This window comes from Streptomyces sp. NPDC048331 (assembly GCF_043201215.1).
In the GTDB taxonomy this organism is placed as follows: Bacteria; Actinomycetota; Actinomycetes; order Streptomycetales; family Streptomycetaceae; genus Streptomyces.
Genome location: NZ_JBICYT010000010.1, coordinates 212483 through 238332, shown reverse-complemented (window position 1 = coordinate 238332; position 25850 = coordinate 212483). Strand labels below are relative to the sequence as shown.

The following is a 25850-nucleotide window of genomic DNA, read 5'->3' as shown; positions in this document are numbered from 1 at the left end:
CTGGGCCCGCCACCCTCCACAGGGGGGCCCCCCGGCGGGGGGGCGTGCGGGGTGGGGCGTGTGGGGGGGGGGGCCGCCCCCCCGCCGGGCGGCGCCCCCCCCCCCGGGGGGGGGCCCCCGCCCGCGTCTGCGCGCCGACGCGGGCGTCGGCGTGTACCTCGGGCGTCAGAGGTCAGGCGGGAACGATGTTCTCGGCCTGCGGGCCCTTCTGGCCCTGCGTGACGTCGAAGGTGACCTTCTGGCCTTCCTGAAGCTCACGGAAGCCGGAAGAGGCGATGTTCGAGTAGTGGGCGAAGACGTCGGCGCCGCCACCCTCCTGCTCGATGAAGCCGAAGCCCTTTTCCGCGTTGAACCACTTCACGGTGCCAGATGCCATATGAATTCTCCTTTGGGGCAGTGCCCGGATCCGCACTGTGCGGGACCGGTGTCGCCGTGATGATTGCCCCGACCGGAACGAGTAGATTCACTGCATGTACCGGAAATGAAAAGTGCGCCCACCGAAAATCCGGTGAGAGCACTTGTAAGTTTTTGGGAACCACAACTGCAACGAACGTCACGGTAGCACAGCAGATGTCGGCGGCCCGGGAAATTTCGGCGTGCCCCGCTTTTGGTTTCGCGCCCGGGTGGCAGAAATTCGAAGCAGAAAATCATATGAACGGCGGAATGTTTTGCGTGGCAGGTTCGGCGCCCGGGTGTGGCGCAGGTCACGGGAATGTTCGGGCGGTCCGCGCCCTCCTTCTTCCTGAGAGCCCGTCGAGAAGGAGGAGGCCCGATGAGCACGACGACGGGCGCGGACGGCGTCGCGGGGACGGCGGGGCGGGCCGACCTGGCCCCGCTCGTCCGGGCGGCCCAGGGCGGCGACGGCCTGGCCGTCCAGGAGATGTTGGACCTGCTGACCCCGTACGTCGGGCGGCTGTGCGGCCCGATCGCGCTGCAGGACGGTCCGGACGCCACCCAGGAGGCGCTGATCGTGATCTTCCGGAACATCGGTCGACTCCGTGAACCGGCCGCCCTGTTCGGCTGGGCGCGGGTCATCGCCGTACGGGAGGCCGTACGGATCGCCCGCGCGGCGGCCCGGTCCGTACCGGACCCGCTCGACGACGTGCCCGCACGCGACGATCCGCAGCTCGCCGCCGATGTGCGCGACGTACTGGAGCGGCTCTCCCCGGCCCACCGCGCCGTCCTGGTCCTGCGCGACCTCGAAGGGCTGGACGAGCACGCCGTCAGCGCCCTCCTGGGCGTGCCCGAACCCACCGTGCGGACCCGGCTCTTCCGGGCCCGCCGCAACTTCCGGAAGGCGTGGGAACGTTGAACGACTCCTGGCCGGTCGTCGCCGAACTCGACGCCGTACGCAGGCTGCGGGTGATCGCCCGCGGCACCCCCGGCACCGGCTTCGCGGAGCGCCTGGTCGACGCCCCCTTCGAGCGGGTCTGGGGGCTCGTCTCCGACCTGGAGCACCAGATGCCCCTCATGATCGGCGATATCCGCTCCTTCACCGTCACGTCCGCCGCCGGGGAGCGCCTGGAAGCCAGGGCCCGAAGCCCGCTGGGCATGCGGGCGCGCTTCGACATCGTGCTGCGGCCGGGCTGGTGCCTGATGCAGAGCCGGTTCCTGATCGGCGGCATGGCGGCCGTGGCGGAGCGGGACGGCACCCGGCTCGCCTTCTTCGGCGGTTTGCGTCTGCCGGGCATCCGCGCGGCCGATCCGCTGCTGCGCCCGCTGATGGCGCCGCCGGCCGCCAGGGCGCTGGGGCGGCTCACCGCCCGGTTGGCGGAGCCCGGAGGGTGAGGGCCGGGACAGCGCTCCTGGCGGGGCGGGCTCGGTTACCGTCGCTCGGGTACCCGCCGACCGGCGCGGCACCGGGGCCCGTCGCCCCGAATCCGTAGAGCAGGGAGTGGCCCCGTGCCCCACGCAGTCGTCGACTACTCGGATTCGCTGACCGGTGCCTTCGACCGGCGGGCGTTCGCGCTCGAACTGCACGCGCTGGAGGTCGAGATCCTCGACACCGCGATCGGCAACTGCAAGACGCGCTTCCACCGGTTGGAGGAGTCCGTCGTCGGGGAGGGCACCGACGCCCGGGCGGTGGTCCTCCACGTCGAGCTGGCCATCGCCCACGGGCGCACGGAGCAGACCAAGTCGCGCCTGACCCGTGCGGTACTGGAGCTGGTGGAGCGCCACACGGCCAAGGCCACCGGCCTGGAGGTGCACGCCTCGGTGGACGTACGGGACCTGGGCGCGGCCTACACCAAGAGCATGACGACGCCCTGAAGGCCCTGACAGCCCTGACGGCCCTGACGCGCCGGGAGACCTCTCATGCGCCGATGCGGAGCAGGGCGAGCGTGATGTTGTCGGGGCCGCCGGCGTCGATGGCGGCCCGCCACAGCTCGAACGCGGCCCGGCCGTCGTCGTGCACCCGCAGCAGCCCCTCGATCTCCTCGTTCGGCACCGGGTCGGTGAGCCCGTCGCTGCACACGAGGTAGCGGTCCCCCTCGGACACCGGGAAGGCCTCGATGTGGGGGGTGATCTCGTTGTACCCGCGGGTGCCGCCGAGGACCTGGGTGACCGCCGAGGTGGTGCGGTGCCCGGGGAGCGGCGGCGGGCTGTCGTCCACGCTGACCTGGCGGAGCCCGTCCTGTGTCGCGTGGAACACCTTGCTGTCGCCGACGTTGAACATCAGCAGCGAGTCCGCGAGGACGAGGGCGCCCGCGACCGTCGTCCCCATGGTGGCCAGCTCCGGCCGCCCCTCGGTCGCCGAGTACACGGCGCGATTGCACAGGCTCAGCGCGTCACCGACGGCTTCCGGGCCGTCCAGCGTGGGCCCGAGCGAGGAGAGCTGGCGCACCACGAGCTCGCTCGCGACCTCGCCGGCCGGCTGACCACCGAGTCCGTCGGCGACGGCGACGACGAGCGGTCGGCCGAAGGGGAAGACCAGGGTCTGCGGATTCTGGGTCACGGTCCCGCACAGGGTCCACGGTCCGATGACCAGGCTGTCCTCGTTGTGCTCTCGCACCAGCCCGACATGACTCAGGGCGGTCACAGCTATGTACGGCACCTCGACGTCCCGCCTCTCGGCAACGGCTGGGGCGACGGCAGCGCAACGGCACGCGTCCGTCCTCACCATTGTCGCGCCGCTCCGGCATGCGGGCTCCGGCGCGCCGGAGCACCCTGGTCGTGGAGCCGCCTGTTCCCCGACCGGTGGCCCTGCGAGGAAGGACTGCCGCAGATGTTCGCGAGGCTGAGCACCTACCAGGGATCACCGGTCCCGGCGGAGGGAGACGTGAGCGCGAATTCCGAGGCGATCGTCAGGCAGGTCCAGGACGTTCCCGGATTCCGGGGGGTCTACTACCTCGTCGACCGGGCCACGGGCGTGGCCAAAACGCTGACCTTGTGGGACGACGAACGGACGATGCTGGACAGCGAGGAAGAGGCCGCCCGGATCCGTGAGCGGACGGCGCGGCGGGAGGGCCAGCGGATCGTCTCCGTCGAACGCTTCGAGGTGGGCTTCAGTCACCTGCAGCCGTAGCACGACGCGGCCACGCAGCGTGGAACGACGTGATGTACGAGGAGCGATGGCCATGGGCAAGCTCTCGATCGACCAGTTGCGAGAACGCGTACGCGGCGCGGTCGCCACCCCGGACGACGAGTCCTACGACGAGGCGCGCAAGGTCCACAACGCCATGATCGACCGGAGGCCGGCGGCCGTCGTGCACTGCGCCAACGCGGGGGACGTCATGGCCGCGGTCGACTTCGCCCGCGAGAACGGGCTCGACCTGGCGGTGCGGGGCGGCGGGCACAGCGTGCCCGGCTTCGGTACCTGCGACGGCGGAGTGGTGGCCGACCTGTCCGGGATGCGCGGGGTCCGCGTCGACGCCGCGGCGCGCACGGCGCGCGCGGAGGGCGGGGCGACCTGGGGCGACTTCAACGCCGCCACGTACGCCTTCGGGCTGGCCGCGACCGGCGGGATCATCTCCACCACGGGCGTCGGCGGTCTCACCCTCGGCGGTGGCATCGGCTACCTGGCCCGCGGGCTGGGCCTGAGCTGCGACAACCTGATCTCGGCCGATGTGGTGACCGCGGACGGCCGACTCGTCGTGGCGAGCGAGGAGGAGAACGCCGACCTCTTCTGGGCGCTGCGCGGCGGCGGTGGCAACTTCGGCGCGGTGACCTCGTTCGAGTTCCGGCTGAGTCCCGTCAAGGACATCTACGGCGGACCGATGCTCTTCGAGCTGGCGGACGCGCCGACCGTGCTGCGCTCCTTCGCGGACCTCATCGCCGACGCTCCGGAGGAACTCGGCGGGTTCCCGGCCTTCCAGATAGCCCCGCCGCTCCCGTTCATCCCGGCGGACCGGCACGGTGACACCTTCGCGCTGATCGTGGCGTGCTGGAGCGGGCCGCTCGACGAGGGGGAGCGCGCCCTCCAGGCCTTCCACGACATCGCGCCGGTGGTCGCCGAGCACGTGGGCCCGATGCCGTACCCGGCGCTCAACAGCGCCTTCGACGCACTCGTGCCGCCCGGCCTCCAGCACTACTGGAAAGCCAATTTCGTCACCGAGCTGACCGACGACGTGATCGACGCGCACCTGCGGCACGCGCCGGGCCTGCCCGCCGTGAACTCGACGGTCCACATCTACCCGATCAACGGCGCCTGCCACCGCGTCGCACCGGACGCGACGGCCTTCGCCTACCGGGACGCGTCGTTCGCCACGGTGATCGCCGGGATGTGGCCCGACCCCGCCGACAACGAGACCGCCACGGCCTGGGTACGCGACTACTACGACGCGACCGCCGCGCACTCCGAGGAGGGCGGCTACATCAACTTCATGGCCGATGACGACCAGGACCGGATCCGGAGCAACTACAAGGGCAACTACGACCGGCTGGTCGCGGTCAAGCGCGCCTACGACCCGGAGAACCTGTTCCACCTGAACCAGAACATCCGGCCCTGATCCCGTAGCGGTGCGGATGCGGACTGTTCCCTTATCTGCATATTTTGAGCGGGTGTACCGGAAGGTCCCGTACAGCCGGTTTGTCAGATTGAGGAAGGTCCGTTCCCATGAAGCGTTTCCCGGTGGTCGGTGTGCTCTGCGTCGGCGCGATTCTCGGTCTCTCCGCCTGTTCCGACGACAGCTCCTCACCCGCGGAGGAGGCCACCAAGGCCGCCGCTGAGCTGTGCACCGACCTGAACGCGCTCAAGGCCGACAACGCCAAGCTGAAGGCCCTGGACCCCGCCAACGCGACCAAGGACCAGGTCAAGGACGCCTATGAGGCCGTCCAGCAGGACTGGGAGAACGTCAAGGAGAACGCGAAGCAGATGAAGGACGCGGAGCGTGCCGCGGTCCAGTCGGCCGCCGAGAACCTCAAGAAGAGCTACCAGGACCTGCCCGGCGACACGACCGGCAAGGACGCGCGCACCCAGTTGCAGCCGCAGATCGAGAGCCTGGACGCGGCCGCCGCGAACGCCTCCAGCGGCCTGCGCTGCTGACCGATCGGCAGACGGAGGACCCCGCCCGACTCCCCGGGCGGGGTCCTTCTCCGTGGACGGCCTGGAAGACCCCCCTAGCTCGCGGCAGGCGCGGCCGGTGCGGCGGGTTCGGTGGGCTTCGCGGGTACGGCGGGCAGCTCGGGGATCGGAGGTCCCACGGGCAGCAGCTCGGTCACCACGAAGGCGACCACGGCCGCGATGATGACGACCGGGATCATCGCGGTGCCACCGAGCATCAGGACCACCATCACCACGCTGCTCACCGGCAGCCGCAGCGCACTGGCGGCGGTCGCGGCCATGCCCGCCCCCATGGCCGGCACGATGCCGAGTCCGGGTAGCGGACCGAGCAGGACACCCGCCACGGCGCCGAGGCAGAGCGCCGGGAAGATGGGACCGCCGCGCAGGCTGCCGAGGCAGATGGCGTAACCGGCGCCCTTGAAGACGAGGACGCCGATCAGCGCACCCACGCCCCAGGAGTGCGGGTCGGCGGCCAGTCTGCCGATCATCGCCTGGCCCGACCCGGTGACGTCGGCGGGCGAGAGGCCGGTGATGAGCGCGTAGAGGCCGGCGCAGGCCGCGGTGCCCAGCGCACACTGCACGGTCCGCAGGAAGGGCTTCTCGAGCACGTACGCGGCGATCAGCCGGGCTCCGGTCAGGATGGGGTGCAGGGCGACGGCGAGGGCCGCGGCGATGAGCACCGCCCAGAGCACGTCGGGAACGTCCAGGTGGGGCACGGGTACGCCCAGCTCCAGCTTCAGGCTCCCGATCTTCAGCCCGGTCCAGCGTCCGAGGCCCGTGAAGACCAGGTCCCCGACCCCGGCCGACAGCAGGGACGGCAACATCACCGCGAACAGCTGGGGTCCGCCCACACCCGCCACCTCGATCAGCAGCACCGCGGCGATCAGCGGGTTCCCGAAGATCGTGGCGATGGCCGCGGCGGCACCCGCCGCGCCCACGAGCGCGGTGCCCTGCGGGGTCACCGGTACCTGCGCGAGGTTGCGGAAGAGCAGGGCGAGTCCGCCGCCGAGGGCGATCAGCGGGGCCTCCGGACCCAGTACCGCGCCGAGCGGCAGGCTCGCCACCGCCGCGATGATGACGCCGGGAAGGTAGGAGGCCGAGGCCCCGCCGGTGTGCAGACCGGCTGCCGGGAGGTGTCCGCCGTTGCCGCGCATGTGCGGGACGACCAGGCCGACCACGACGCCGGCGACGAGCAGCAGGGGCAGCGGATACCACCAGGGCGGGGTGTCCCAGCCCAGGGCCTTGGGGAGGTCCGTCCACATCGCGCGTTCCATGTTGTGGAGCAGGGCGAGGAACCAGAACGACGCGAGGGACACCGGGATGCTGATCAGGGCGCAGAAGAGCAGCAGCTTCAGATATCCGGGGCTGCGGAGGGTCTGCCTCAGGACGTCGGCCTCCTGCGGCTGCGTTCCGCCGGGGGGCGGTTCGGATCGAGGGCGCGACTGCGGCATGGGTCACTTCCTTTCCGCTTCCTCGATGGTCCACCTCGGGGGCGTACTTCGCCGCTCAGGCCCTAGTCGTCCAGGCCAGGGGTCTGTGAACTGCGCCTGTGCATGCCGATTTTGATCGCCCCGACCAGGGCTTTGGCGATGACGCCGATGAGGATCAGGTCGGCGACCATCTGGAAGGTGACCAGCACCCGGCCGCCCTGGGTGGTGGGGACGATGTCGCCGAACCCCACGGTGGCGAACGTGGTGATCGTGAAGTAGAGGGCGTCCGTACGGGTCAACGGCTCCGAGAACGACGCGGGGTCCTGCGCGGCGAGCAGGTAGTACGTCGCGGAGAACAGCACCAGGAACAGCGGTACGCCGGTGGCCAGCGCCTCCAGCGCGCGCATCCGGGGAAACTGCGCGTGGGAGATGGCGGTGATCTGCCAGGCCGTCAGCAACCCGAAGAAGACCAGGCCGAGTACGAGCGTCAGCACCGTGGTGATGCCGAAGCCGCCCTCCAGCGGGACGACGTAGTAGAGCCCCGCGAGCAGGGCGACCGCGAGCACCGAGCGCAGGAGGTGGCCCAGCAGGACGAGCCGACGCTGATCGGCGGCGTTGCGTTCCATGGCTTCAGGAGAACGGGCCGGAGGCCGTCGCGCGACCGGAGCCGGTCCTGCGCATGCGGACCGGCGGGGGCGCCTGTATGAATGAATGACGGCGCATGATCGGAGTCGAGCATGGACGATTACCCGCTGCTCAACGTCTTCTGGACGATGATGTGGTTCTTCCTGTGGATCATGTGGTTCTTCCTCCTCTTCAAGGTCATCACGGATGTCTTCCGTGACCACACCCTCGGAGGTTGGGGGAAGACGGGCTGGATCATCTTCGTGCTGGTGCTGCCGTTCCTCGGCGTCTTCGTGTACCTGATCGCACGTGGTCACGGCATGCACGAACGGGACCGCAAGCAGGCCGAGGAGCAGCAGGCGGCCTTCCGCTCGTACGTGCAGCAGACGGCCGGAGCCGGGGCCGGTGCGGGCTCGGCAGACGAGCTGCACAAGCTCGCCGCCCTCAAGGACAAGGGCGACATCACCCAGGAGGAATTCGACCGGGCCAAGGCCAAGATCCTGGCCTGAGTGGTGCGCCTCGGCGACCTGATCGGCCGCAAGCGGATGCTCCTCGCGGGCACCGCGGTGTTCACGATCGGTGTCGCGGTGCTCCTCATCGCCCTCACCGTGCTGCGCGGCCTCCCCCCGCGGCCGGTCACGGCCGAGCAGCGGACCCCGCTCGCGGCTCGGTGAGGTTGCGGGTCATGCGTTCCAGGACGGTGACGGCGGTGACGTACTCCGCGCGGGTGATCCCCCGCGCCGACAGCTCGCGGAAGGCCTCCACGCGAAGGGCGGCCTCGGCGAGGCGGCTTCGGCCGGTGGCTGTCAGGGCGAGGTGGTCCGGCCGCGGGCGGGTCACCCAGCCGCCGGCGAGCACCGCCGCGACGGACGAGGTCAGTGCCTCGGCGTCGGCGCCCGCGGCCAGTGCGGTCAGGACGGTGGTGTCGGTGGCCCGTGGGTCGTCCTTGACCACATTGAGGACCTGCCAGTCGAGTCGGGTGAGGTCGAAGTCGGCCAGCAGGGCGTCCATGGACGCGGTGAGGGCCTGGTCCGTGCGGTTGAGCCAATAGCCGATGGGCTTCATGTCCTGCTCCTGGGGGGTCGGTGGGTCCGCGGGTCCGCGGGTCAGCGGCCGGAGAAGGCGCTCGCGTTCTCCTGGGCCCACTGTCGGTAGGTACGGGCGGGTACGCCGAGCAGGGTCTCGGTGGTCTCGCCGATGGCGGCCGGGCCGTGGTCGGCGGCCTCCCACAGGTCGAGCAGCGAGGTCACCATCGGGGCGGGCATGTGCCGGCCCATCTGCTCCTGCGCCTCGGCCCGCGTGATGTGCTCGACCGGGATCTCACGGCCGAGGGTCTGCGCGAGGACGGCGAGCTGCTCGCGGAAGGACAGCGACTCGGAGCCGGTCAGGGTGATCGAGCGGCCGGTGAGGGAGTCCCCGGTCAGGGCCAGGGCGGCGATGTCCGCGATGTCCTCGGGGTGGATGGGCGCGATCCGCGCGTCCGGGTAGGCGAGCTGGACCGGCATCGACCGGCCGATGGGCCACGCCCAGCCCAGCGAGTTGCTCGCGAAGGCGTCGGGTCGCAGGAACGTGCAGGTCAGGTCGGATTCGGTGAGGGCGCGCTCGACCCGCAGGCTGTGGCTCGCCAGCGGGTCGCTCTCGGCGCCGGGGGCGAGCACCGAGGACGAGGACAGCAGGACGACGTGCTCGACCCCGGCCGCCTCGGCGGCCTTGACCAGGTCGTGGATACCGGCGGGCTCGGGATAGAGGAAGACCTGGCGGACGCCGCGGAGCGCGGCGGCGAAGGTCTCGGGCCGGTCGAGGACGAGTTCGGCGGTCTCGATCCCGGCGGGGACGGCGAGTTCGCCGGGGCGGGCGCTGGCGGCGCGGACGGGGAGGCCGGCGGAGTGCAGACGGCCGGCGACGGCCCGGCCGACCTTGCCGCGGGCGCCGGTGATGAGGGTGGTCACGGGAGACTCCATTCGTTCGTACTGACATATGCATGCTCACATGCACACGTTTTCATGTCAACACATGTTTGTGGAGTCTCACGTATGTACGATGAGGGGCATGACGAAGCACGAGCCGGCGACCGACGAGGAACTGCTGGACGCCGTGGGTCCGGCGTTCGGGAAACTGCGGCGCTCCTCACTCCTGGAGGTCGAGAACCCGATCTCCCAGAAGGACCTCAGCCGCACCCTGGTCCTCAACATCGTCCTGGAGGCCGAACAGGGCGACGGCCGCGAGATCACCGTCGGCGCCGTGGCCGAATACCTGGCCGTCGACCCCTCCGTGGCCAGCCGCATGGTGTCCGACAGCATCTCCGCCGGTTACCTCGTCCGCGCCGCCTCCCAGCAGGACGGCCGCCGTACGATCCTTCACCTCAGCCCCGAGGGCCGGGACATGATGGATCGCTTCCGGCGGCACCAGCGCGCGGCCTTCGAGTACGTGACGGCCGACTGGAGCGAGCGCGACCGCCTCGACTTCGCCCGCCTCATGCTGAAGTACGTCGACGCCCAGAACGCCCTGCGCCACCGCTGACGACCGTCGCAGCCCCGGGCAGACGGCCCGGGGCTGCGGTGTTCCGCGTCTCGCGGCGGTGGGGTGCGGGTCAGCGGAAGGAGACCCACTTGGCCGCGCTCGGCACCCCGTTCTCGTCCAGCAGGAAGAGCATGTAGTAGCCGGGCGGGACGTCGTCGGCCGAGGGCGGTGCCTGCAGGCGCAGGTTGTTCCCCTGGCGCCGCACGATGCTCAGCTCCACGTGGCGCTGGCTGGTGTTGAGGGAGTGCGTCGCGGTGGTCGGGGCCAGCAGGACGGCCTTCTTGACCTTGTCGGGCGTGGAGGTTCCCACGCTGAAGGCCGTGTCGTACCGCAGCGGTCCGTCGGGGACACGGTCGAGGGCCGGGCGACTGCCCTGGTGGAGGTAGGCCGGCTCGAAGATCTCGATGCTGCCGTTCATGTCGTCGTCGATCTTCGGGTCGTTGGCGAGCTGCTGCAGCTCGTCACCGGTCACCATGATCCGGCCGTCCGGGAGCACGACGGCGTTGGAGTGGTAGCCGCGCGGCAGCCGCTGCGCCGGGCCCAGCTTCCACTCGCCGAGGGCGTTGCGGGTCTCGATCTGCCGGTACTTCAGCTCGGACTTGGGGTTGTAGTCGCCGTTGCCGTAGTCCCGGATGCCATGGGCTCCGTTGACGGTCAGCAGGCTCGCGTCGGGGAGCAGCAGAGTGTCGTCCTGGGTCCGGCCGAAGGCTCGGGGCTGCTGCTTCTCCCAGCCGCCGCCGCTCGTGAGCCGGTAGGTGTTGGGGTCGTCCCGGTCGCCGCCGAGGACCAGTACGGAGTCGGGGCCGCGCAGCCCCGCGGGCAGTGGCACGGCGGAGCCGTAGCCGCGGTGGACGCCGTCGGGGCGCGCGGGCAGGTCCGTACGGGTCTCCGCGACCGGGTCGAAGGCCCACTGCCGGGTGGCGTGGCGGCCCAGGCCGTACACCTTGCCGTCGCGCAGGGTGAACAGGTGCGGGTAGTCGCTGTCGGCGCCGAACGGCGCGTCCACCCGCAGGGTGTCGGTCGGGACGTCCCTCGGGATCACGGTCTTCTCGAAGGGGACGGGGTGGCTCTTGGCGGGGAAGCGTTCGATGACCGAGGTGGAGGTGCCCCAGCCCTGGTCGGTGTGCCCGGACATGATCAGCAGGCGACCGTCGGGGGCGGTGGCCACGGAGGGGTACCAGCGGCCGACCTCCATGTCCTTGTTCACGGACCAGCCCTCGGTCCACGGGTCGAAGACCAGCGACAGCTTGGCACCGGCGCCGCCGCCGTAGCCGAGGTTGCCGCCGAACACGCCGACCATGCCGTTGGGCAGGAAGGCGTGTCCGGCGCAGAAGAAGGGCGCCGGGCGCTTCTCGCCCGTGCCGTCCGGCACGACCAGTTCGGGCGGGGTGACCTTCTTGAAGGCGTCCGCCCCGGTGCCGCGGCGAGGGTCCCACAGGAAGGCACGGCCGGCGTTGGCCTTGCCCAGGGTGTTGGTCGGCGCGGGCTCCTCGGTCGGGTCGGTCTCCATGCGCTCGAAGGAGAAGAGCAGCACCTTGCCGGTCGGGAGCATGGCGATGTGGGCGGCGAAGTCCGGCGACTGGAAGTACTCGGCGAACTGCCCGAACGCCTTGGGGTGGAAGCGCGCGTTCACGTCCGCCTGGGACCGGGTCAGAGAGTTCAGGCTGTCGATCCGGGCGAGCTGGGAGTACCCGCCCAGCTTGAGCAGCTGCTCGCGGACCTTCGTATGCTCCTGGGCGTGTTCGGCGCCGAGGGCCGCTCTTTCCTCGGGGCGGGCCGAACCGTCGTGCGCGGTCGCCGCCGGCACGGCGGCGACGAGGGCGGCGGTGGCCGCGAGGACGGAGATCGCGGTCCGGCGGGCGGTCCGGCGGGCGGCCCGGTCGGCTGACCGGCGTGCGGACCGGCGCTTGATACGTGACATGTGACTCCTCACCAGGGGTGCTGGAGCGCGGCAGATGTCCGTGCGGGGGCACAGGACGCCTACGACGCCTACGAGCACAGACCTATGCCGACGCGGCGGGAGCCGCACACCGGGAAGATCACCCGCGCCTCGGGCCGCCCGGGTGACGGCACCGCCCTGAGCTGCGCCGATGGTCGCCCGGGAACCACTTCCCGGTCCCCCGCCCGGCCGCAACCCGTAGTGATCACCGGCGCCGGACCGGCCCTCCGACGAACCGGGTCACCGAGGCCCCGGAGGCCGTCGGGGGACCGCCCCGGAGCAGGGTCCCGGATCGGTCAGGATTCGAGAAGCGGCCGTGGTCCGGGCGCAGTTACGGTGACGGACATGGACATCAGCATTCACATGAGCACCCTCCCGCAGACCGACCCGGACGCCGCCGTGGCCTTCTACCGCGACGTCCTCGGCTTCGAGGTCCGCAGCGACGTGGGCCAGGGCAAGATGCGCTGGATCACGGTCGGCCCCGCCGACCAGCCCGGCACGTCCATCCTCCTCGCCCCGCCGGCGGTCGACCCCGGTGTCACCGAGGCGGAGCGCCGCACCATCGCCGAGATGATGGCGAAGGGCACCTACGGCTGGATCCTCCTCGCCACCAAGAACCTCGACAGCACCTTCGAGAAGATCCAGGCCGGCGACGCCGAGGTCGTCCAGGAGCCGACCGAGCAGCCGTACGGCGTGCGCGACTGCGCGTTCCGCGACCCTGCGGGCAACCTGATCCGCATCCAGGAACTCCGCTGAACGGTTCCGTCGACGAAGGGGGTCCGTCATGTGTCATCCCGCGTGGCGACAGGCACTGATCGAGGCATCGCACCTGAAGGACCTGGCGCGGCTGCGCCGCGTCCGGGACCGGATCGACCGGGAGTACGCGCGTCCGCTGGACGTCGAGGCGCTCGCCCGCGCCGCGGACATGGCGGCCGGGCACCTCGGCCGCCAGTTCCGGCTCGCCTACGGGGAATCCCCGTACGCCTATCTGACGGCGCGCCGCATCCAGCGCGCGGCGGCACTGCTGGGGGCCGGCGACCTCGGGGTGACCGAGGTCGGCCGGGCCGTCGGCTGCGCGACCCCGGGCATCTTCCGCGCCCGGTTCGCCCAGCTGGTGGGGACGGTTCCGGACGCGTATCCCCGTACGGCGCGAGGTCCTGCCGAGCCGGTCAGGATCCGGGCGGTACCGGCCCTCACGGGCTGACTCCCGACAGAGCGGCGGTGGCGGCGGTGTCGAGCAGCAGCGCGGCGGCCACCGCTGCCCCGTCCGTGCGGACGAGGTCGGCCACGTCCTTCGCGTCCGCCCGCGTCCGCGGGTCCAGGGCCGTCCGGAGCGCGGCCGACAAGGAGGCGAAGGTCGGGTCCGAGCCCTCGTGCGCCGCGCCGATCCCCAGCTCGGCCACCCGGCCGGCCCAGTACGGCTGGTCCGCCATCTGCGGTATCACCACCTGCGGTGTCCCGGCCCGGGCGGCCGTGGTCGTGGTGCCCGCGCCGCCGTGGTGCACGACGGCGGCCACCCGCGGGAACAGCGTGGAATGGTCGGCCTCGCCGACGCGGAAGCAGTCGTCCTGGTCGTCGATCAGAGCCAGTTCGGCCCAGCCGCCGGAGAGGAGTACGCGGTGGCCCTGGGCGCGGACGGCCTCGACGGCCACCCGGGCGACGTCCGGCGCGTCGCGTACGGGGATGCTGCCGAAGCCCACGTACACCGGCGGCGTGCCGGCGTCGAGGAAGGCCTCCAGGTCGGCGGGGAGCGGGAGTCCGCCGGGCCGTAGCCACGCACCGGTCTGTACGACGTCCAGGTCGGCGGGCTCCTGCCACGGGGCCAGGGTCGGGTCCGCCGCCAGCCACGGCCGGTCGGTCAGGACGTGGTCGCGGAAGTTCTCCACGGGCGGCAGGCCCACCGTCGCCCGGTGCGCGTTGAGCCCCGTGCCGAACAGCGCGTTCAGGTTCTCGACGTCCAGGTCCCACAGCTCCCGGTTGTCCGTCACCTCCGGCGGGAAGGGGCGGCCCATCCGCGCGAACGGCGGGTGGTGCGGGGAGGGCAGGTAGGTCGGGAAGTAGGCCACGAACACATAGGGAATGCCCAGCTTCTCGGCCACCGACCGCGCACCGGCCGCCGCCGGGAACAGTCCGGTCGCCACCATCGCATCGCACCCCTCGGCCGCCGCTGCGACCGCCTCGTACGTCGTGGCCACCATCCGGGCGGCCCGCTCCGGCAGCCCCTCCGCCGGCATCGGCTTCGTCCCGGTCACCGCTCCCTTGACCATCTCGCGCAGCGAGCGGCCGATCGGGGTCATCGGGACGCCGGAGCCCTCGACCAGCTCGGCGAAATCGGGCGGCGCGCACATCCGCACCTCGGCGCCCGCATCCCGCAACTGCCCGGCGAGTCCGAGCATCGGCTCGATGTCCCCGCGCGACCCGTACGCCACCAGCACTACACGCATGCAGCAACTCCTCTTTCGTCAGCCTGGAGTTGATTCTGCCTCCTGCCCGCGGGCGGCCTCCGTGGGGTTTTCGCGGATGAAGCGGCGCAGCTCCGCGCAGAGGGCCTCCGGGTTGTCGAGTTGGACGAGGGTGCCCGCCTCGGGGATCTCCACGTACCGGCCTCGCGGCAGCAGTTCGGCGAGCCGTCGGCCGGTCGCCGGCGGCATCATGCGGTCCTCGGCACCCCAGGCGACCAGCGCGGGGCGGTCGAAGTGCGCGAGCTTCGCCGCGGCCCGTAGGTAGGTGTCCTTCCGGATGCCACGGCAGAACTTGGCGAGGTCCCGACGGATCGCGCGCCGGGTGAGCGGCGGCCGGTACCAGCGCCGGACCAGCGCGTACGGGATCGGTCGCTTCGCCATCCCGCCCAGCGAGCTCCCCATCCGTACGAGGAAGGGGACGCGGAAGGACTGCAACAGCAGGAACAGGCCGCCGGGGATCCGACTGGCCGCGTGCAAGGTCCGGCCCTGGATGCCCGGCGGGTAGTTCTCCAGGGCCTCGCACGAGGTGAGGACCAGACGGCCGATGCGTTCGTCGCGCACGCCCACCAGGAGTTGGGCCGTGCCCGCGTCGTTCTGGACCAGGGTCACGTCGCGCAGGTCGAGCCGCTCCAGGAACTCGGCCAGGAGGGCGGCGACCCCGTGCGCCGAGAGGTCGGCGTCCGGCCGCATCGGCCGGCGGTGGCTGCCGATCGGCAGGACGGGTACCACCACCCGATACGCGCCCCGCAGTTCGCGTACCACCTGGTCCCAGACCGACTCGTCGAAACCGAGCCCGTGGACGAGCACCACGACCTCGCCGTCTCCTCCGGTGTCCGTGAAGTCGATGATTCCCGCGCTGAGTTCGATCTCGGACAAGGCGCTACCTCCGACTGGATAGACCGATCTAGTGAGAGACTAGCGAGTGTGAGAACCACAGGCGACACCAGAGCGCGCATCGTCACCGCCGCGACCGAGCTGTTCCGGCGCCAGGGCTACGCCGCCAGCGGCATGAAACAGATCGTGGCGGCTGCGGACGCCCCGTACGGCTCGGCCTACCACTTCTTCCCCGGGGGCAAGGCGCAGCTCGGCGAGGAGGTGATCCGTACGTCGGGCGCTGCCTACCTGGAACTGATCGCCGACCTCTTCCCCACCTCGCGGGCCGCGGACATGGCCACGGTCACCGGCGACGCGTTCACGGCCGCGGCGCAGACCCTGAGCGAGCTGGACTTCACCGACCCGTGCCCCCTCGCCACCGTCGCTCTGGAGGTGGCCGGCACGCATGAGCCGCTGCGTCTGGCCACCGCCGAGGTCTTCGCGAGCTGGACGGACGGCCTCGCCGCCTTCTACCGCGCCGGTGGTATCGCCGAGCCCGCCGCGCACGAGACCGCGAGCTCGGTGATCGCCCTGCTGGAGGGCGCGTTCATGCTCGGCCGGGCCGCACGGAGCACCGATCCGGTCCTGGCGGCGTCCCGGGCGGCCGTGGCCGTCGTCCGCGCGGCGCAGTCCGGTGCCGGTAACGATGCCGGTGCCGGATCAGTCGTGGGTCGGGGGTCTCAGGGCGGTGGAGATCAGTAGCGCGAACGCGATCACGGCGGCGACGGTGCGGATGTCGTTGAACATCTCCCAGTGCCGCAGGATCTCCGTGTGATCGGCGGGCGCCGAGGTGTGCGCCCACTCCTTGATCCGGCTGTTGATCGGGACGTTGCCGAAGCGGGTGACCAGGAGGGACGTGAGGGCCAGCAGACCGGCCCCGCCCGCGAGCAGCCTCGTACGGCCGGACGTCAGGGCGGCGAGGGTCAGTGAGCTGACGATCGAGACGGCCATCGCCGCCTGCATGGTGATGCCGTTCATCTTCATCAGTTCGGTGTGGAACGACAGTCGTATGTCGACCGGTACCGCGTTGAAGGTGGGGACGAGGTTGGCCGCCCCGTACCCGAACGCGCCGGCGAGGAGTCCGGTGGAGAGGAGGGCCAGGCCCAGCAGAAGGCGTGTACGCATGTTCGTCGGCTCCGGTCGTGTCGGCGCTCACGGCGGTGGGGTGGGGGGGTACGGCCGTTCGTGCGACGAGACGGAGCCGCCCTGAGCGGTGGTTCCCCGCGACCGCTTCCGGGGTTCCGCCCCGGGATCACCGCCGCCTCGGCAAGACTGGCCGCGCACGTGTCCGCTGAGGTCCGAGTGGCCCGCCGGAAGGAAGCCGCCCATGTCCGTCATGCTCTCCAAAGGCGGTAACGCGCCTCTCCCCACGGCGCGTTGCGCGATCACCGTCACCGTCACCGCCACCGCCACCGCGTCCGGACCGGCGACCGACGTCTGCGCCGTGCTGCTCGCCCCGGACGGCAGGGTGCGCGGCGACGACGACCTGGTCTTCTACAACCACCCGGCCCAGGACGGCGTGGTCCTCGACGGCCGGACCATCGTCGTGGACCTGCCGGTGGTGCCCGCCTCGGTGGACCGGATCGCGATCGTGGTGGGCATCGACCCGATGCTTCCGGCCGCTCATTTCAGCGCTGCCGACACCCCGCGGGCGGTGGTCGAGTGCGGGGGAGTGCGGATCGGGTTCGAGCCTCCGCCGTTCACGCATCGGGAGACGGTCGCCGTCCTCGTGGAGCTCTACCGTCGGGCAGGGGCGTGGAAGGTACGGGCGGTCGGCCAGGGTTGGGACACGGGACTGGCGGGTCTGGCGACCGCTTTCGGCATCGTGGTCGACGACGCGGCACCGGCCCGGGCGGCGGCAGTCGGGACGGAGGCCCCGGTGGCGATGCCCGTCCAGGCGCCGGCCCCGGCCCCGGCACCCGTCCCGATCCCGGTGCCGACAGCCGTTCCCGTCACCGTCACCGTTCCCGTCACCGTTCCCATCGCCGTTCCCGCCCCCGTTCCGGCGGCGGCCATGAGCCTGGAGAAGGTCCGGCGGGCGGCGCCGGGGCTGGTCAACCTCTACAAGGCCGCCCAGGTCTCCCTGGCCAAGAGCGGCGTCATGGGCCAACGCGCCGCCGTCTACCTGGTGCTGGACCACTCGGGGAGCATGAGCAGGTTCTACCGCGACGGCACCATGCAGCAGCTGGCCGAACAGGTCCTCGGGCTCTCGGTCAACCTCGACGACGACGGCACGGTGCCGCTCCTGTTCTTCTCCAACGGCGTCGACCTGGTGGCGGACCTCAATCTGGAGAACTACCGCGGCCGGATCGAGCGGCTCCACGCGCCGCTGGACTGGGGCGGCACCTGCTACACCCCGGCCATGCTGGCCGTCATCGAGCACTACCAGGCCACCGGCTCCCGCGATCCGGCCTTCGTGGTCTTCCAGACCGACGGAGAACCCTTCGACCGCAAGGCGACCCGGGAACTACTGCGCCGGGCGAGCGCGTTGCCGATCTTCTGGCAGTTCGTCGGCTTCGGACCGAGCCGGGATCTCCGCTTCCTCCGCAGCCTGGACACCCTCGACCGCCGTACGGTCGACAACGCCGGCTTCTTCGCGGCCGGCCGGCAGCCGGCCGCGCGCTCGGACGCGGATCTCTACGACCACCTCATGAACGAGTTCCCGGACTGGCTCGAGGCCGCCCGCGCGGCGGGGGTGCTTCGCTAGGGCCTGTCCTGGCTGTCTTCCGGGCCGCGTCACTTGCCGTCGGAGAAGTTGTGCACGCCCCACCAGCCCGAGGAGTCGCGGTACAGGCCCACGCCGACCTCGGTGAAGTCCGGGTTGACCTGCGCCTTGTAGTGGCCGGAGCTGTGGCGCCACATCGACTGGAACTTCTCGGCGGCTTCCTGGGCGGTCATCGAGGCATCGCTGAACCAGACGATGTTCTCGCCGGTCCAGGTGCGCGAGCCCGTCTTCAGGTAGGCGCGGTCGTCCGACGAGGAGTGGGCGAAGCCGTTGTTCCGCATGTGCTCGGCCCACTTACGGGCGAAGGCGCTGAGGTCCTGCTTGAGCGCGAGCGGAGGGCGGCCCACAGCGGCCCTTTCGTTGTTGAGCAGTTGCAGGGACAGCGACTGGGCCGTCGCGACGTCCTGCGTCGTGGTGCGGGGGCCGGGCACCTTGGGGTCCGGCCCCGTCGGACCGCTCCCCGAGGTGCCGCGCGTGGGCGGGGTGCTGGGCTTGGGCGCGCGTTCCGTGGCGGGGGCTCCGGAACGCCGCTCCCCGTCCTTGGACTGCGCGCCGGGCGCGGGCGCCGACCCCGGCGCCGAGGCGGACGCCGATGCCGAGGCCGATGCGGAAGCGGAGGCCGACGCGGTGCCCTCCGGGCCGGCCGTCGCATCGGCCGCGCCGGTGGGGGACGCCGGGTCGCTCGACAGGCCGTCCACCGCCTCCGGCCGGCCGGCGAGCGCCGAGGGGGAGCCGGTCGCCGCCGTGCGTTCCGGAGCCTCGTCGGATATGAGGGCGTAGGCACTCCCGACCCCGGCCAGCAGCACCACGGCGGCCGCCGCCATCAGGGGAGCCCGACGACGGCCCTTGCGGTGACCGCCGGCCGCCCTGCCCGCGGCGCGCGCCCGGCCGCGCCGTTCCGCCCGGGAGCCGGCACCGTTCACCTCCACCTCCACGTCCGTGTCCGCGGTCACGTCCGCGCCGTAGGTGAACTCATCGTCGTGAAACTGCATCGCATCTCCTCGAAGGTGACGGCCCCACCTGGCCTGACACTTGAGGAGACTCACGAGGGCCTCGGCGATAACACCTTTCTCGCGGGAATGTGCCGGCCGACAGGGTTCCTCACTTGCTCCGCGCCTCGCCCGACGGGTCCCCGAACCAGCGCGACAGGGCGTCGGCGAGCCCGTCCGGCCCCTCCGACCCGTCCGACCCGTCCCCGGCGTCGGCGGCCCAGGCGACGATCCCGTCCGGGCGGACGAGCAGCCCGGCCGGCTCCGGCCTGCCGGGGCAGGTGGCGGTGACGACGCGCACGCGCTCGTCGTACCCCTCGGCGCGCACCCTCAGCGCCGCGGAGTCCGCGAGATCGAGCAGCAGCGCCCGCCCGTCGTGGAGCAGGTCCGCGAGGCGCGTCCCGTCGGCCAGTTCGAGATCCGGAGCGCTGCGGCCGACCAGCGGATGGTCGCCGGGAAGGACGTACCGGTGCGAGACCCCGGAGATCTTCTTGGCGAAGTACGTGGTGCCGGCGACGGACCCGGCCAGCTCGGCGACCACATCGCGCAGGGCGCGGGCCGGTGCTTCCGGCCGCATCAACGCGATCTGTGCCCGGGTCCATCCGAGTACCCATGCTCCGATCGGGTGCCGTTCGGCCGTGTACGAGTCCAGCAGCCCTTCCGGCGCTCGGCCGCGGACGACCGCGGCGAGTTTCCAGCCGAGGTTCATCGCGTCCCCGAGGCCGAGGTTCAGTCCCTGGCCGCCGAACGGTGAGTGGACGTGTGCGGCGTCGCCCGCCAGGAGGACCCGGCCCGCGCGGTAGTCGGCGGCCTGGCGTGCGTGGTCGGTGAAGCGGGTGGCGGTGTGCACCTCGGCGATCGTGACCTCGGCCCCGGAGACGTGCCGCAGGCTCGCCTGCAGCTCCCGCGCGGTGACTTCCGCTTCCCGATCGGCCGGCGGCCCGTCGAACTCGACCGTGAGGATGCGGCCGGGCATCGGCCCGTGCACGTACATCCCGGTGTCCGTCGGGTTCCACCCGGGCCGCAGGCCTTCGGACCCGGTCATCTCGACGAGCGCCTGATGGCCGGTGATCTGCGGATCCGTACCGGGGAACGTGAACCCGGCGAGCTTGCGGACCGTGCTGCGGCCGCCGTCGCAGCCCACGAGCCAGTGTGCGTGGACGCTCTCGCCCGTCCCGTCGGCGACCCGGGCCACGCGGACCTCGATGCCGCCCTCGTGCGCGTCGAATCCCGTGACCTCGGTGCCGACGCGCACCTCGACGCCGAGCTCGCGGGCGCGCTCGGCGAGCAGCCGCTCGATCTCCTGCTGCGGTACGAGGCCGACGGCGTGGGCGGGGCCGGCGTCCAGGAGGTCCGGGTCGGTCGTGTCCACCAGCTCCCCGCGCAGCATGATCCCGGCGAAGTGCCCGGCGAAGCGGGAGGGTGCGCGAGGAGGCCTTCCGTTCCCTCCGTTCCCTCCGTCCGCTCCGGGCGCCTGTCGTTCGCGTACGAAGGCCTGGAACCGCTCGACGGAGCGCTGCTGTACCTCGGCCAGCGCGGGCAGCATCCCGCGCCGGTAGAAGGCCTCGGCGGTCGACGTGTTGATCGACCCCGCCTTCACGGTCCCGTCCACCTCGGTGCGGCGCTCGACGACCATCACGCTCGCGCCACCGAGCCTGAGCTCGCAGGCGAGCATCAGTCCGACCGGGCCGCCTCCGGCCACCACCACGTCACAGTGGGCGTTCGTGGAATCCGTGGAGCTCATGCCGTTCGTGAGGTGCGTGCCGTTCGTGAGATTCATAATTTCACTGTAGTCACTAAAAATTTGTAGTCGCTATAGTGTTCTCCGTGGCGGAGGAAACTGAGAGGCCTCGTTCCGGACAGCGCGGGGACGAGCGGGCGTTGACCCTGCGGGAACGCAAGAAGCGCGAGACGCGGCAGCGGATCTCCGACGAGGCGACGATGCTGTTCGCGGCTCGGGGCTTCGACCAGGTGACCGTGGCGGAGGTCGCCGAGGCCGCCCATGTATCCACGATGACGGTCTTCAACCACTTCCCCCGGAAGGAAGACCTCTTCCTGGACCGGATCCCCGAAGCCGTCGAGCTGTTCACCGCCGCGGTGCGGGACCGCCCGGCCGGCGAGTCCCCCTCGGCCGCTCTGCGCGCCCTGCTGCTCCACCTCCTGGACCAGCGCCATCCGCTGGCGGCGGTGAGCGACGACTTCCCGTACTTCTGGCGCATCGTGCTGGGCTCCCCCGCCCTGCGGGCCAGGGCGCGCGAAGGTGTCGAGGAGGTGGAGCGGGCGCTCGGGGACGTGATGGCCGAGACCGCCCCTGGTGGGGACGGCCCCGGCCCCCGCCTCGCGGCGGCCCTGACCGTCGCCGCGTACCGAGCCGTCTACGTCGCCACGGCCCGGCGGCTGCTCGCGGGCGAGTGCGCGGCCGACGTGGTCGACGACCACCGGGCGCGTGTGCACGGTGCGTTCGACGCGCTGGAGCGTGCCCTCCCCGCGGGGCTCTGACGGAACGCCTCGCACGGCCCTTCGGGGCCGGGACGATGGAGAGGCGACCGGGCGGGCAGTCGGGGCCACCGGGCTGAGTCCATGCGGAGGGTCCCGAGATGGGGCAGACACGGCGAACGGCAGGAAACGGAAGCGGCAAGGCGGTTCCGTGGGCGGTGGTGGTGCTGTGGGTGATCGCGATCGCCGTCGCCGGATCCTTCGCGGGCAAGCTCGCGGACGTACAGCGTGACCGGCCGGCGGACTACCTGCCGTCGGGAGCGGACTCGACACGCGTGGCCCGACTCCAGGAGGAGCTGCCCGGCGGAGAGGCGAGTCCTCACCCTCGTGGCCCGGGGCCTGCACAACACGGAGATCGCCGACGCGCCGGCCCTGAGTCCCCTCACCGCGAAGACCCATGTGAGCCGGATCATGGGGAAGTTGGCGGTACGTGACCGGGCGCAGCTCGTGATCGTGGCGTACGAGTCAGGGCTCGTGGCGCCGGGAGACCGTGAGCCAGGATGAGCCGTCCCTGGACGTCACCGACGTCACCGACGTGACCTGAGGCCCCCGGATCCCCCGGATCCCCCGGATTCCCCGGTGCCCTAGATGTCGATCGCGGCGGGGTCGAGGGAGTCGATGTCCTCCATGAAGGACAGCATGCGGGCGTTGACGACGTCGGGGTGGTCGATCTGCGGGCCGTGACCCGTCGCGGCGATGATCTCGGCGCGGGCGCCGGGGACGAGCCTCGGTACGCGCTCCAGTTGCCGATGCGGGTGCACGAGCAGACTCCGCTTGCCCATGATCACGTAGAGGGGCGTGCGGATCGAGCGCAGCGCGTCCTCGGCCAAGGGGCGGGGCGCGGGTCGACGGATCCGGTAGGCGCGGGCGCCCGCCTGGACCCAGGTGCGCAGCTCGGGGACGGAGATGACGGGCTGCTCCAACCACTGGGCGAGCCGGGGGCGCAGGGCCTTGGGGGCGAAGCTGGCGAAGAGGCTCACGAACACCCAGGCGAAGAAGCGCAGGCCCACCTTCTCCAGGCCGCCGGGGTCCAGGGCGGTGACCGAGGCGAGCCGTTCGGGGCGCCGGTGCGCCTGGTTGAGCACCAGCCAGCCGCCGTAGGAGGAGCCGACGAGGTGGACCCGGTCGAGGCCGAGCGCGTCGAGGGCCTCGTCCATCCACTGCGCGGCGCGTTCGGGCTGCCACATGGGCTCGCGGTGGACGCTGCGGTTGGCGTCGCCCGGGGTGTCGAGCGCGTAGACGGGGCGTTCGCCGCTGAGGGCAGGGGTGTTGGGGTACCACATCGCCGAGCTGTAGCCCGCGCCGTGGATCAGCACCACCGGCGTGCGGGACTCGGCGGCGGGGTCGGCGGGGCCGTACCGGTAGACGTGGGTGGTGCCGAAGCTGGTCTCGACGTCCGTCTCGGAACGGATCGGGGCGCCCATGGCGTAGAGGGCGTCGGCGGCGGCGAAGTAGCGGTCGCGCAGGGAGTCGCTGACGTAGCGGCCCACATCGCGGCGTACGCGGGTCGTGTTCTCGGGCACGGCGGCACCTCCTGGGAAGATCGATTCTTCGTGGTACGACCGTATCATGTTCATGGTACGGCGGTACCATGAAGGGCCCCTGGAGCGGACGACGAACCCACCACCGACGGGCGGGAAGACGGGAACATGCCGAAGCGCGTGGATCACGAGGAGCGGCGCGCCCAGATCGCCGACGCGCTCATCCGGGTCGCGGGGCGGCGGGGGCTGCACGCGGTCGGCATGCGGGACGTGGCCGCGGAGGCCGGGGTGTCACTGCGACTCGTGCAGTACTACTTCGAGACCAAGGGGCGGCTGCTGTTCCACTGCCTCCGGCGCCTGACCGACGGCTTCACCGCGCGGACGGGCGCCCACCTGGCCGCCGCGGGCCCGCGACCGGGCCCGCGGGCCACGGTGGAGGCGCTACTGCGGGCCTCGCTGCCGACCGACGAGGAGAGCCGTACCTTCCACCTGCTGTACAGCTCCTACGCGATCCTGTCGGTCACCGACGGGACGCCGGCCGCCCAGCCGTTCGTCGACGACCCGGTCGCCGCCGAGAACGCCCTGACCGAGCTGCTCGAGCGGGCCCAGGCGGAGGGCTCGGCCGGCCCCGGCGTCGACGCCCGCACAGAGGCGATCAGCCTGCTCGCGATGGCGGCGGCCATGGGGACCAGCATCCTCGTGGGGCAGCGGAGCGCGGAGTCGGCCGCCGCGGTGCTCCGCCACCACCTGGACCGGATCTTCACGCCGGCCGACACCTCAGGGGCGGGAACGGACCCGACCTGACGCGCGGTGGCGGGGCGCCACGAGCACCCGGCCTCGGGGCTCGGAGCCTGGTGTGCGGGGCCGACGGGAACGGGTACCGTCTTCGACATGTTCTTCCATACGCCGATTCACGAGTGAGAGCGTGACGGGCCCCCGCCGACGTCCACCGATGTCGCCGCTCCCGTCCCCCACCGACGAATCCGTAGATCACTTCACATCACCACCGGGAGAACCCATGACCGACAGCAAGAACATCAACAACCCCGTCGGCCAGGGCGGCGGCCAGCGCAAGAAGCTGTCCCGCGCCGAACGGCAGAACAACGGTCCGCACCGCAACCTCGACCGCAAGAACGCCGCCGACCAGAAGGCCGAGCTGGTGCGCAAGATGCGCGAGAAGGCCGCCGCGGCCGAGAACACCGACCAGAGCTGACGCACCGCTGCCGGACCCGCCCGGGTCGCGGCCACGGGTCCGAAGAGCTAGGGACGACGAAGCAGGCCCAGGTCGCCGACCTGGGCCTGTTCTCCGTAGCGGAAGACGCGGATCGAACCTGCGCCACTGCCGACAACGGATCCGGTGCCCCGCCGTTCCGACGGGCACGGCGTGGTACGACCTCCCCCGCACCCACACGCATGCCGTCAGTCGACGGGCCGTGGCGCGCGCTCGGAACGCAGCCCCGCCCGAGCGGCCACGCCGGCCGTGGAGGGGTCGGTGGAGATCCAGAAGTGGTCCCGGGCCCCGTCCACCGCACCGAAGCCGACGAGGTCGGCCGGCGCGCCGCCAGGGAGCCAGGCGCCCAGCCCCGAGGCGGCGGAGGTGCGGACCACCAGGACGAGCAGCAGCATCCCGGCGAGGAAGGTGCGCATCGGCCGGCGCAGCAGTGCGCCGAGGGTGACCGCGACGGCCGCGGCCCCGGCCGGCACGGCTGCCCCGGCCAGGACGCCGAGCGCGGTGTCGGACAGGACGGTGCCGAGGGTGCCGGGCGAAGGCAGCGTGTAGGCGTTACGGCCGTAGGGCAGGCCGAACGCGGCGGTGACGGCCCACGGGGTGCCGGGCCTGCGCGGCACGCACTCCTTCGGTAGTGAACCTGTCCTGGATCCGCTCCAACCCGACCGCCTGCGGGGACACTTGGTAGAAGGTGTTCACCATGGGTCTCGGGGACGGTGGGGAAGAGCTTGCGTTCCAGGATGCTCGGGAACTGGTGCGGGCCGGTGTCCTCGCCGCTCGGCCCCAGGGCGTCGACACCGTCCTGCCCGGCGCCACCAGGTCGAGCCCGAGAACACCATCCCCGCCCAGCACCGAGCGCGCCCGGAGGAGCAGATCGAGCGGCAGTGCGTCCCTCGCCGTGGCCGGCCCGAAGACGCCGCGGCCCTGGTGGTGTTCCTGGTGGCCCCCTCCGTGTCGTTCATCGCTGGGCGATCCGTCCACGTCGACGGCGGCCGGCTGCTGCACTGAGACCCCAACGAGCAAGGAGACAGACCGACATGAAGGAACGAGTCCGCGCCGTCCTCGTCACCGCCGACGACACGATGCTGGTCATCCGCCGCAGCAAGCCCGACATTCCCGAGTACTGGGTGCTCCCCGGCGGCGGCGTCGAGCCCGGCGACGAATCCCGGGAGGCCGCCCTCCACCGGGAGATCCACGAGGAGATCGCCGGGAAGGCCGACATCGTCCGGCTCCTGCACACCTTGGAGTCCGACGACGAGCGCCAGCTCTTCTACCTCGCCCGCATCGCGACCTGGTCCTTCGAGGACCGCACCGGTCCCGAGTTCAGCACCGAGGGCCGCGGCGCGTACGCGCTGGAGCAGATCCCGCTGACCGTGGAGGGGCTCGACGGCATCGACCTCAAGCCCGAAGAGATCGCCCACGTCCTGCGGGGCGCCATCAGCGCCGGGACTCTCGCCCTGGCCAGTCACTGAACGATCCGGGCGCGCTTCGGGGAAAACCTGCTGTGCTCCCGGGCGAACATGGCCGCCGCCAGTGATGGTGGCGGCCCTCGGGCTCTGTGGCCCATCAGCTGCGCGTGGCCG

The 25850-nt window shown here is 71.7% G+C and carries 32 protein-coding genes and 1 pseudogene; 19 read left to right on the top strand and 14 right to left on the bottom strand.

The window, feature by feature from the left end:
• Positions 1 to 172: 172 nt before the first annotated feature.
• Positions 173 to 376, bottom strand: a complete 204-nt coding sequence (locus ACGFYY_RS17625; protein WP_030011983.1) for a cold-shock protein — start codon at positions 374 to 376, stop codon at positions 173 to 175.
• Between the two features lie 396 nt (positions 377 to 772).
• Here ACGFYY_RS17625 and ACGFYY_RS17620 point away from each other — a divergent pair, with 396 nt between their 5' ends.
• The 3 genes from ACGFYY_RS17620 (at position 773) to ACGFYY_RS17610 (ending at position 2268) form a co-directional block, all read left to right on the top strand.
• Positions 773 to 1312, top strand: coding sequence for an RNA polymerase sigma factor (locus ACGFYY_RS17620; protein WP_393710303.1), 540 nt, complete (start codon positions 773 to 775; stop codon positions 1310 to 1312).
• Positions 1309 to 1788 (top strand): hypothetical protein, encoded by a 480-nt coding sequence (locus ACGFYY_RS17615; RefSeq protein ID WP_393710301.1) that lies wholly within the window; start codon positions 1309 to 1311, stop codon positions 1786 to 1788. Before ACGFYY_RS17620 ends, ACGFYY_RS17615 begins: the two co-directional genes overlap by 4 nt.
• Before the next feature lie 114 nt (positions 1789 to 1902).
• A complete protein-coding gene (locus ACGFYY_RS17610; protein WP_365278632.1) occupies positions 1903 to 2268 on the top strand; it encodes an isomerase in 366 nt (121 codons plus the stop codon).
• A 43-nt stretch (positions 2269 to 2311) separates the two neighbouring features.
• Here the strand turns inward: ACGFYY_RS17610 and ACGFYY_RS17605 are convergent, their stop codons facing one another.
• Positions 2312 to 3052: a PP2C family protein-serine/threonine phosphatase gene (locus ACGFYY_RS17605; RefSeq protein ID WP_393710299.1), complete on the bottom strand. Its 741-nt coding sequence runs from the start codon at positions 3050 to 3052 to the stop codon at positions 2312 to 2314.
• Positions 3053 to 3277: 225 nt separating this feature from the next.
• Between ACGFYY_RS17605 and ACGFYY_RS17600 the strand changes: the two genes are divergently transcribed.
• The 3 genes from ACGFYY_RS17600 to ACGFYY_RS17590 all read left to right on the top strand — a co-directional run bounded on the left by ACGFYY_RS17600 (position 3278) and on the right by ACGFYY_RS17590 (position 5482).
• A complete protein-coding gene (locus tag ACGFYY_RS17600) occupies positions 3278 to 3523 on the top strand; it encodes a hypothetical protein (RefSeq protein WP_365278638.1) in 246 nt (81 codons plus the stop codon).
• Between the two features lie 52 nt (positions 3524 to 3575).
• A complete protein-coding gene (locus ACGFYY_RS17595; RefSeq protein WP_393710296.1) occupies positions 3576 to 4946 on the top strand; it encodes an FAD-binding oxidoreductase in 1371 nt (456 codons plus the stop codon).
• Between the two features lie 107 nt (positions 4947 to 5053).
• Positions 5054 to 5482 carry a hypothetical protein gene (locus tag ACGFYY_RS17590; RefSeq protein WP_365278644.1) on the top strand — a complete coding sequence of 143 codons (429 nt, stop codon included), beginning with the start codon at positions 5054 to 5056 and terminating at the stop codon, positions 5480 to 5482.
• Between the two features lie 74 nt (positions 5483 to 5556).
• Here ACGFYY_RS17590 and ACGFYY_RS17585 read toward each other — a convergent pair whose 3' ends face one another.
• Together ACGFYY_RS17585 and ACGFYY_RS17580 are read right to left on the bottom strand one after the other, a co-directional pair.
• The gene (locus tag ACGFYY_RS17585) at positions 5557 to 6951 is read right to left on the bottom strand and encodes a chloride channel protein (RefSeq protein WP_393710294.1); all 1395 of its coding nucleotides are present in this window, start codon (positions 6949 to 6951) and stop codon (positions 5557 to 5559) included.
• Positions 6952 to 7013: 62 nt separating this feature from the next.
• The gene (locus ACGFYY_RS17580; protein WP_393710292.1) at positions 7014 to 7556 is read right to left on the bottom strand and encodes a potassium channel family protein; all 543 of its coding nucleotides are present in this window, start codon (positions 7554 to 7556) and stop codon (positions 7014 to 7016) included.
• Between the two features lie 111 nt (positions 7557 to 7667).
• On the opposite strand from ACGFYY_RS17580, the gene ACGFYY_RS17575 reads away from it, so the two are divergent.
• Positions 7668 to 8063 carry an SHOCT domain-containing protein gene (locus tag ACGFYY_RS17575; RefSeq protein ID WP_365276293.1) on the top strand — a complete coding sequence of 132 codons (396 nt, stop codon included), beginning with the start codon at positions 7668 to 7670 and terminating at the stop codon, positions 8061 to 8063.
• Entirely contained in the window at positions 8064 to 8228 is a 165-nt protein-coding gene (locus ACGFYY_RS17570) for a hypothetical protein (RefSeq protein WP_393710290.1), read from the top strand.
• Here ACGFYY_RS17570 and ACGFYY_RS17565 read toward each other — a convergent pair.
• Positions 8191 to 8619: a MarR family transcriptional regulator gene (locus ACGFYY_RS17565; RefSeq protein ID WP_393710288.1), complete on the bottom strand. Its 429-nt coding sequence runs from the start codon at positions 8617 to 8619 to the stop codon at positions 8191 to 8193. The genes ACGFYY_RS17570 and ACGFYY_RS17565 overlap by 38 nt on opposite strands.
• A gap of 41 nt (positions 8620 to 8660) precedes the next feature.
• Positions 8661 to 9503 carry an NAD(P)H-binding protein gene (locus tag ACGFYY_RS17560; protein WP_393710286.1) on the bottom strand — a complete coding sequence of 281 codons (843 nt, stop codon included), beginning with the start codon at positions 9501 to 9503 and terminating at the stop codon, positions 8661 to 8663.
• Between the two features lie 100 nt (positions 9504 to 9603).
• Between ACGFYY_RS17560 and ACGFYY_RS17555 the strand changes: the two genes are divergently transcribed.
• On the top strand, positions 9604 to 10074 hold the full coding sequence (locus ACGFYY_RS17555; RefSeq protein ID WP_030009761.1) for a MarR family winged helix-turn-helix transcriptional regulator: 471 nt from the start codon (positions 9604 to 9606) through the stop codon (positions 10072 to 10074).
• Positions 10075 to 10144: 70 nt separating this feature from the next.
• Here ACGFYY_RS17555 and ACGFYY_RS17550 read toward each other — a convergent pair whose 3' ends face one another.
• Complete coding sequence (locus ACGFYY_RS17550; protein WP_393710283.1) at positions 10145 to 11995, bottom strand: galactose oxidase-like domain-containing protein; 1851 nt, start codon at positions 11993 to 11995, stop codon at positions 10145 to 10147.
• Between the two features lie 363 nt (positions 11996 to 12358).
• On the opposite strand from ACGFYY_RS17550, the gene ACGFYY_RS17545 reads away from it, so the two are divergent.
• Both ACGFYY_RS17545 and ACGFYY_RS17540 read left to right on the top strand, forming a co-directional pair.
• Entirely contained in the window at positions 12359 to 12769 is a 411-nt protein-coding gene (locus ACGFYY_RS17545) for a VOC family protein (protein ID WP_030714449.1), read from the top strand.
• A 28-nt stretch (positions 12770 to 12797) separates the two neighbouring features.
• The gene (locus ACGFYY_RS17540; RefSeq protein WP_393710281.1) at positions 12798 to 13217 is read left to right on the top strand and encodes a helix-turn-helix domain-containing protein; all 420 of its coding nucleotides are present in this window, start codon (positions 12798 to 12800) and stop codon (positions 13215 to 13217) included.
• On the opposite strand, the gene ACGFYY_RS17535 is transcribed toward ACGFYY_RS17540, so the two are convergent.
• Both ACGFYY_RS17535 and ACGFYY_RS17530 read right to left on the bottom strand, forming a co-directional pair.
• The gene (locus ACGFYY_RS17535) at positions 13207 to 14457 is read right to left on the bottom strand and encodes a glycosyltransferase (protein WP_393710279.1); all 1251 of its coding nucleotides are present in this window, start codon (positions 14455 to 14457) and stop codon (positions 13207 to 13209) included. The genes ACGFYY_RS17540 and ACGFYY_RS17535 overlap by 11 nt on opposite strands.
• Before the next feature lie 18 nt (positions 14458 to 14475).
• Positions 14476 to 15351 carry an alpha/beta fold hydrolase gene (locus tag ACGFYY_RS17530; RefSeq protein WP_393710277.1) on the bottom strand — a complete coding sequence of 292 codons (876 nt, stop codon included), beginning with the start codon at positions 15349 to 15351 and terminating at the stop codon, positions 14476 to 14478.
• A 48-nt stretch (positions 15352 to 15399) separates the two neighbouring features.
• Here ACGFYY_RS17530 and ACGFYY_RS17525 point away from each other — a divergent pair, with 48 nt between their 5' ends.
• Complete coding sequence (locus tag ACGFYY_RS17525) at positions 15400 to 16050, top strand: TetR/AcrR family transcriptional regulator (RefSeq protein WP_393710275.1); 651 nt, start codon at positions 15400 to 15402, stop codon at positions 16048 to 16050.
• Here the strand turns inward: ACGFYY_RS17525 and ACGFYY_RS17520 are convergent.
• Positions 16009 to 16473 carry a DUF1772 domain-containing protein gene (locus ACGFYY_RS17520; RefSeq protein ID WP_365276257.1) on the bottom strand — a complete coding sequence of 155 codons (465 nt, stop codon included), beginning with the start codon at positions 16471 to 16473 and terminating at the stop codon, positions 16009 to 16011. The genes ACGFYY_RS17525 and ACGFYY_RS17520 overlap by 42 nt on opposite strands.
• Before the next feature lie 202 nt (positions 16474 to 16675).
• On the opposite strand from ACGFYY_RS17520, the gene ACGFYY_RS17515 reads away from it, so the two are divergent.
• Complete coding sequence (locus ACGFYY_RS17515) at positions 16676 to 18055, top strand: VWA domain-containing protein (protein ID WP_393710272.1); 1380 nt, start codon at positions 16676 to 16678, stop codon at positions 18053 to 18055.
• A gap of 29 nt (positions 18056 to 18084) precedes the next feature.
• Here the strand turns inward: ACGFYY_RS17515 and ACGFYY_RS17510 are convergent, their stop codons facing one another.
• Both ACGFYY_RS17510 and ACGFYY_RS17505 read right to left on the bottom strand, forming a co-directional pair.
• A complete protein-coding gene (locus ACGFYY_RS17510; protein ID WP_393710270.1) occupies positions 18085 to 19065 on the bottom strand; it encodes a CAP domain-containing protein in 981 nt (326 codons plus the stop codon).
• Positions 19066 to 19174: 109 nt separating this feature from the next.
• Positions 19175 to 20806 (bottom strand): FAD-dependent monooxygenase, encoded by a 1632-nt coding sequence (locus tag ACGFYY_RS17505; protein ID WP_393710321.1) that lies wholly within the window; start codon positions 20804 to 20806, stop codon positions 19175 to 19177.
• An 83-nt stretch (positions 20807 to 20889) separates the two neighbouring features.
• Between ACGFYY_RS17505 and ACGFYY_RS17500 the strand changes: the two genes are divergently transcribed.
• Both ACGFYY_RS17500 and ACGFYY_RS17495 read left to right on the top strand, forming a co-directional pair.
• Complete coding sequence (locus tag ACGFYY_RS17500; protein WP_393710268.1) at positions 20890 to 21561, top strand: TetR/AcrR family transcriptional regulator; 672 nt, start codon at positions 20890 to 20892, stop codon at positions 21559 to 21561.
• A gap of 303 nt (positions 21562 to 21864) precedes the next feature.
• Positions 21865 to 22062, top strand: a pseudogene (locus ACGFYY_RS17495) (response regulator transcription factor); the annotation flags it as partial.
• 80 nt (positions 22063 to 22142) lie between these two features.
• Here ACGFYY_RS17495 and ACGFYY_RS17490 read toward each other — a convergent pair.
• Positions 22143 to 23081: an alpha/beta fold hydrolase gene (locus tag ACGFYY_RS17490; protein ID WP_393710266.1), complete on the bottom strand. Its 939-nt coding sequence runs from the start codon at positions 23079 to 23081 to the stop codon at positions 22143 to 22145.
• Positions 23082 to 23207: 126 nt separating this feature from the next.
• Between ACGFYY_RS17490 and ACGFYY_RS17485 the strand changes: the two genes are divergently transcribed.
• Positions 23208 to 23843: a TetR/AcrR family transcriptional regulator gene (locus ACGFYY_RS17485; RefSeq protein WP_365276246.1), complete on the top strand. Its 636-nt coding sequence runs from the start codon at positions 23208 to 23210 to the stop codon at positions 23841 to 23843.
• A 214-nt stretch (positions 23844 to 24057) separates the two neighbouring features.
• Positions 24058 to 24252: a DUF6243 family protein gene (locus tag ACGFYY_RS17480; RefSeq protein ID WP_393710263.1), complete on the top strand. Its 195-nt coding sequence runs from the start codon at positions 24058 to 24060 to the stop codon at positions 24250 to 24252.
• Between the two features lie 206 nt (positions 24253 to 24458).
• Here the strand turns inward: ACGFYY_RS17480 and ACGFYY_RS17475 are convergent, their stop codons facing one another.
• Positions 24459 to 24887, bottom strand: coding sequence for a hypothetical protein (locus ACGFYY_RS17475; RefSeq protein ID WP_393710261.1), 429 nt, complete (start codon positions 24885 to 24887; stop codon positions 24459 to 24461).
• On the opposite strand from ACGFYY_RS17475, the gene ACGFYY_RS17470 reads away from it, so the two are divergent.
• Together ACGFYY_RS17470 and ACGFYY_RS17465 are read left to right on the top strand one after the other, a co-directional pair.
• On the top strand, positions 24853 to 25275 hold the full coding sequence (locus tag ACGFYY_RS17470; protein ID WP_393710259.1) for an SDR family oxidoreductase: 423 nt from the start codon (positions 24853 to 24855) through the stop codon (positions 25273 to 25275). The genes ACGFYY_RS17475 and ACGFYY_RS17470 overlap by 35 nt on opposite strands.
• A gap of 29 nt (positions 25276 to 25304) precedes the next feature.
• A complete protein-coding gene (locus ACGFYY_RS17465) occupies positions 25305 to 25739 on the top strand; it encodes an NUDIX domain-containing protein (RefSeq protein ID WP_393710257.1) in 435 nt (144 codons plus the stop codon).
• Positions 25740 to 25850 lie beyond the last annotated feature (111 nt).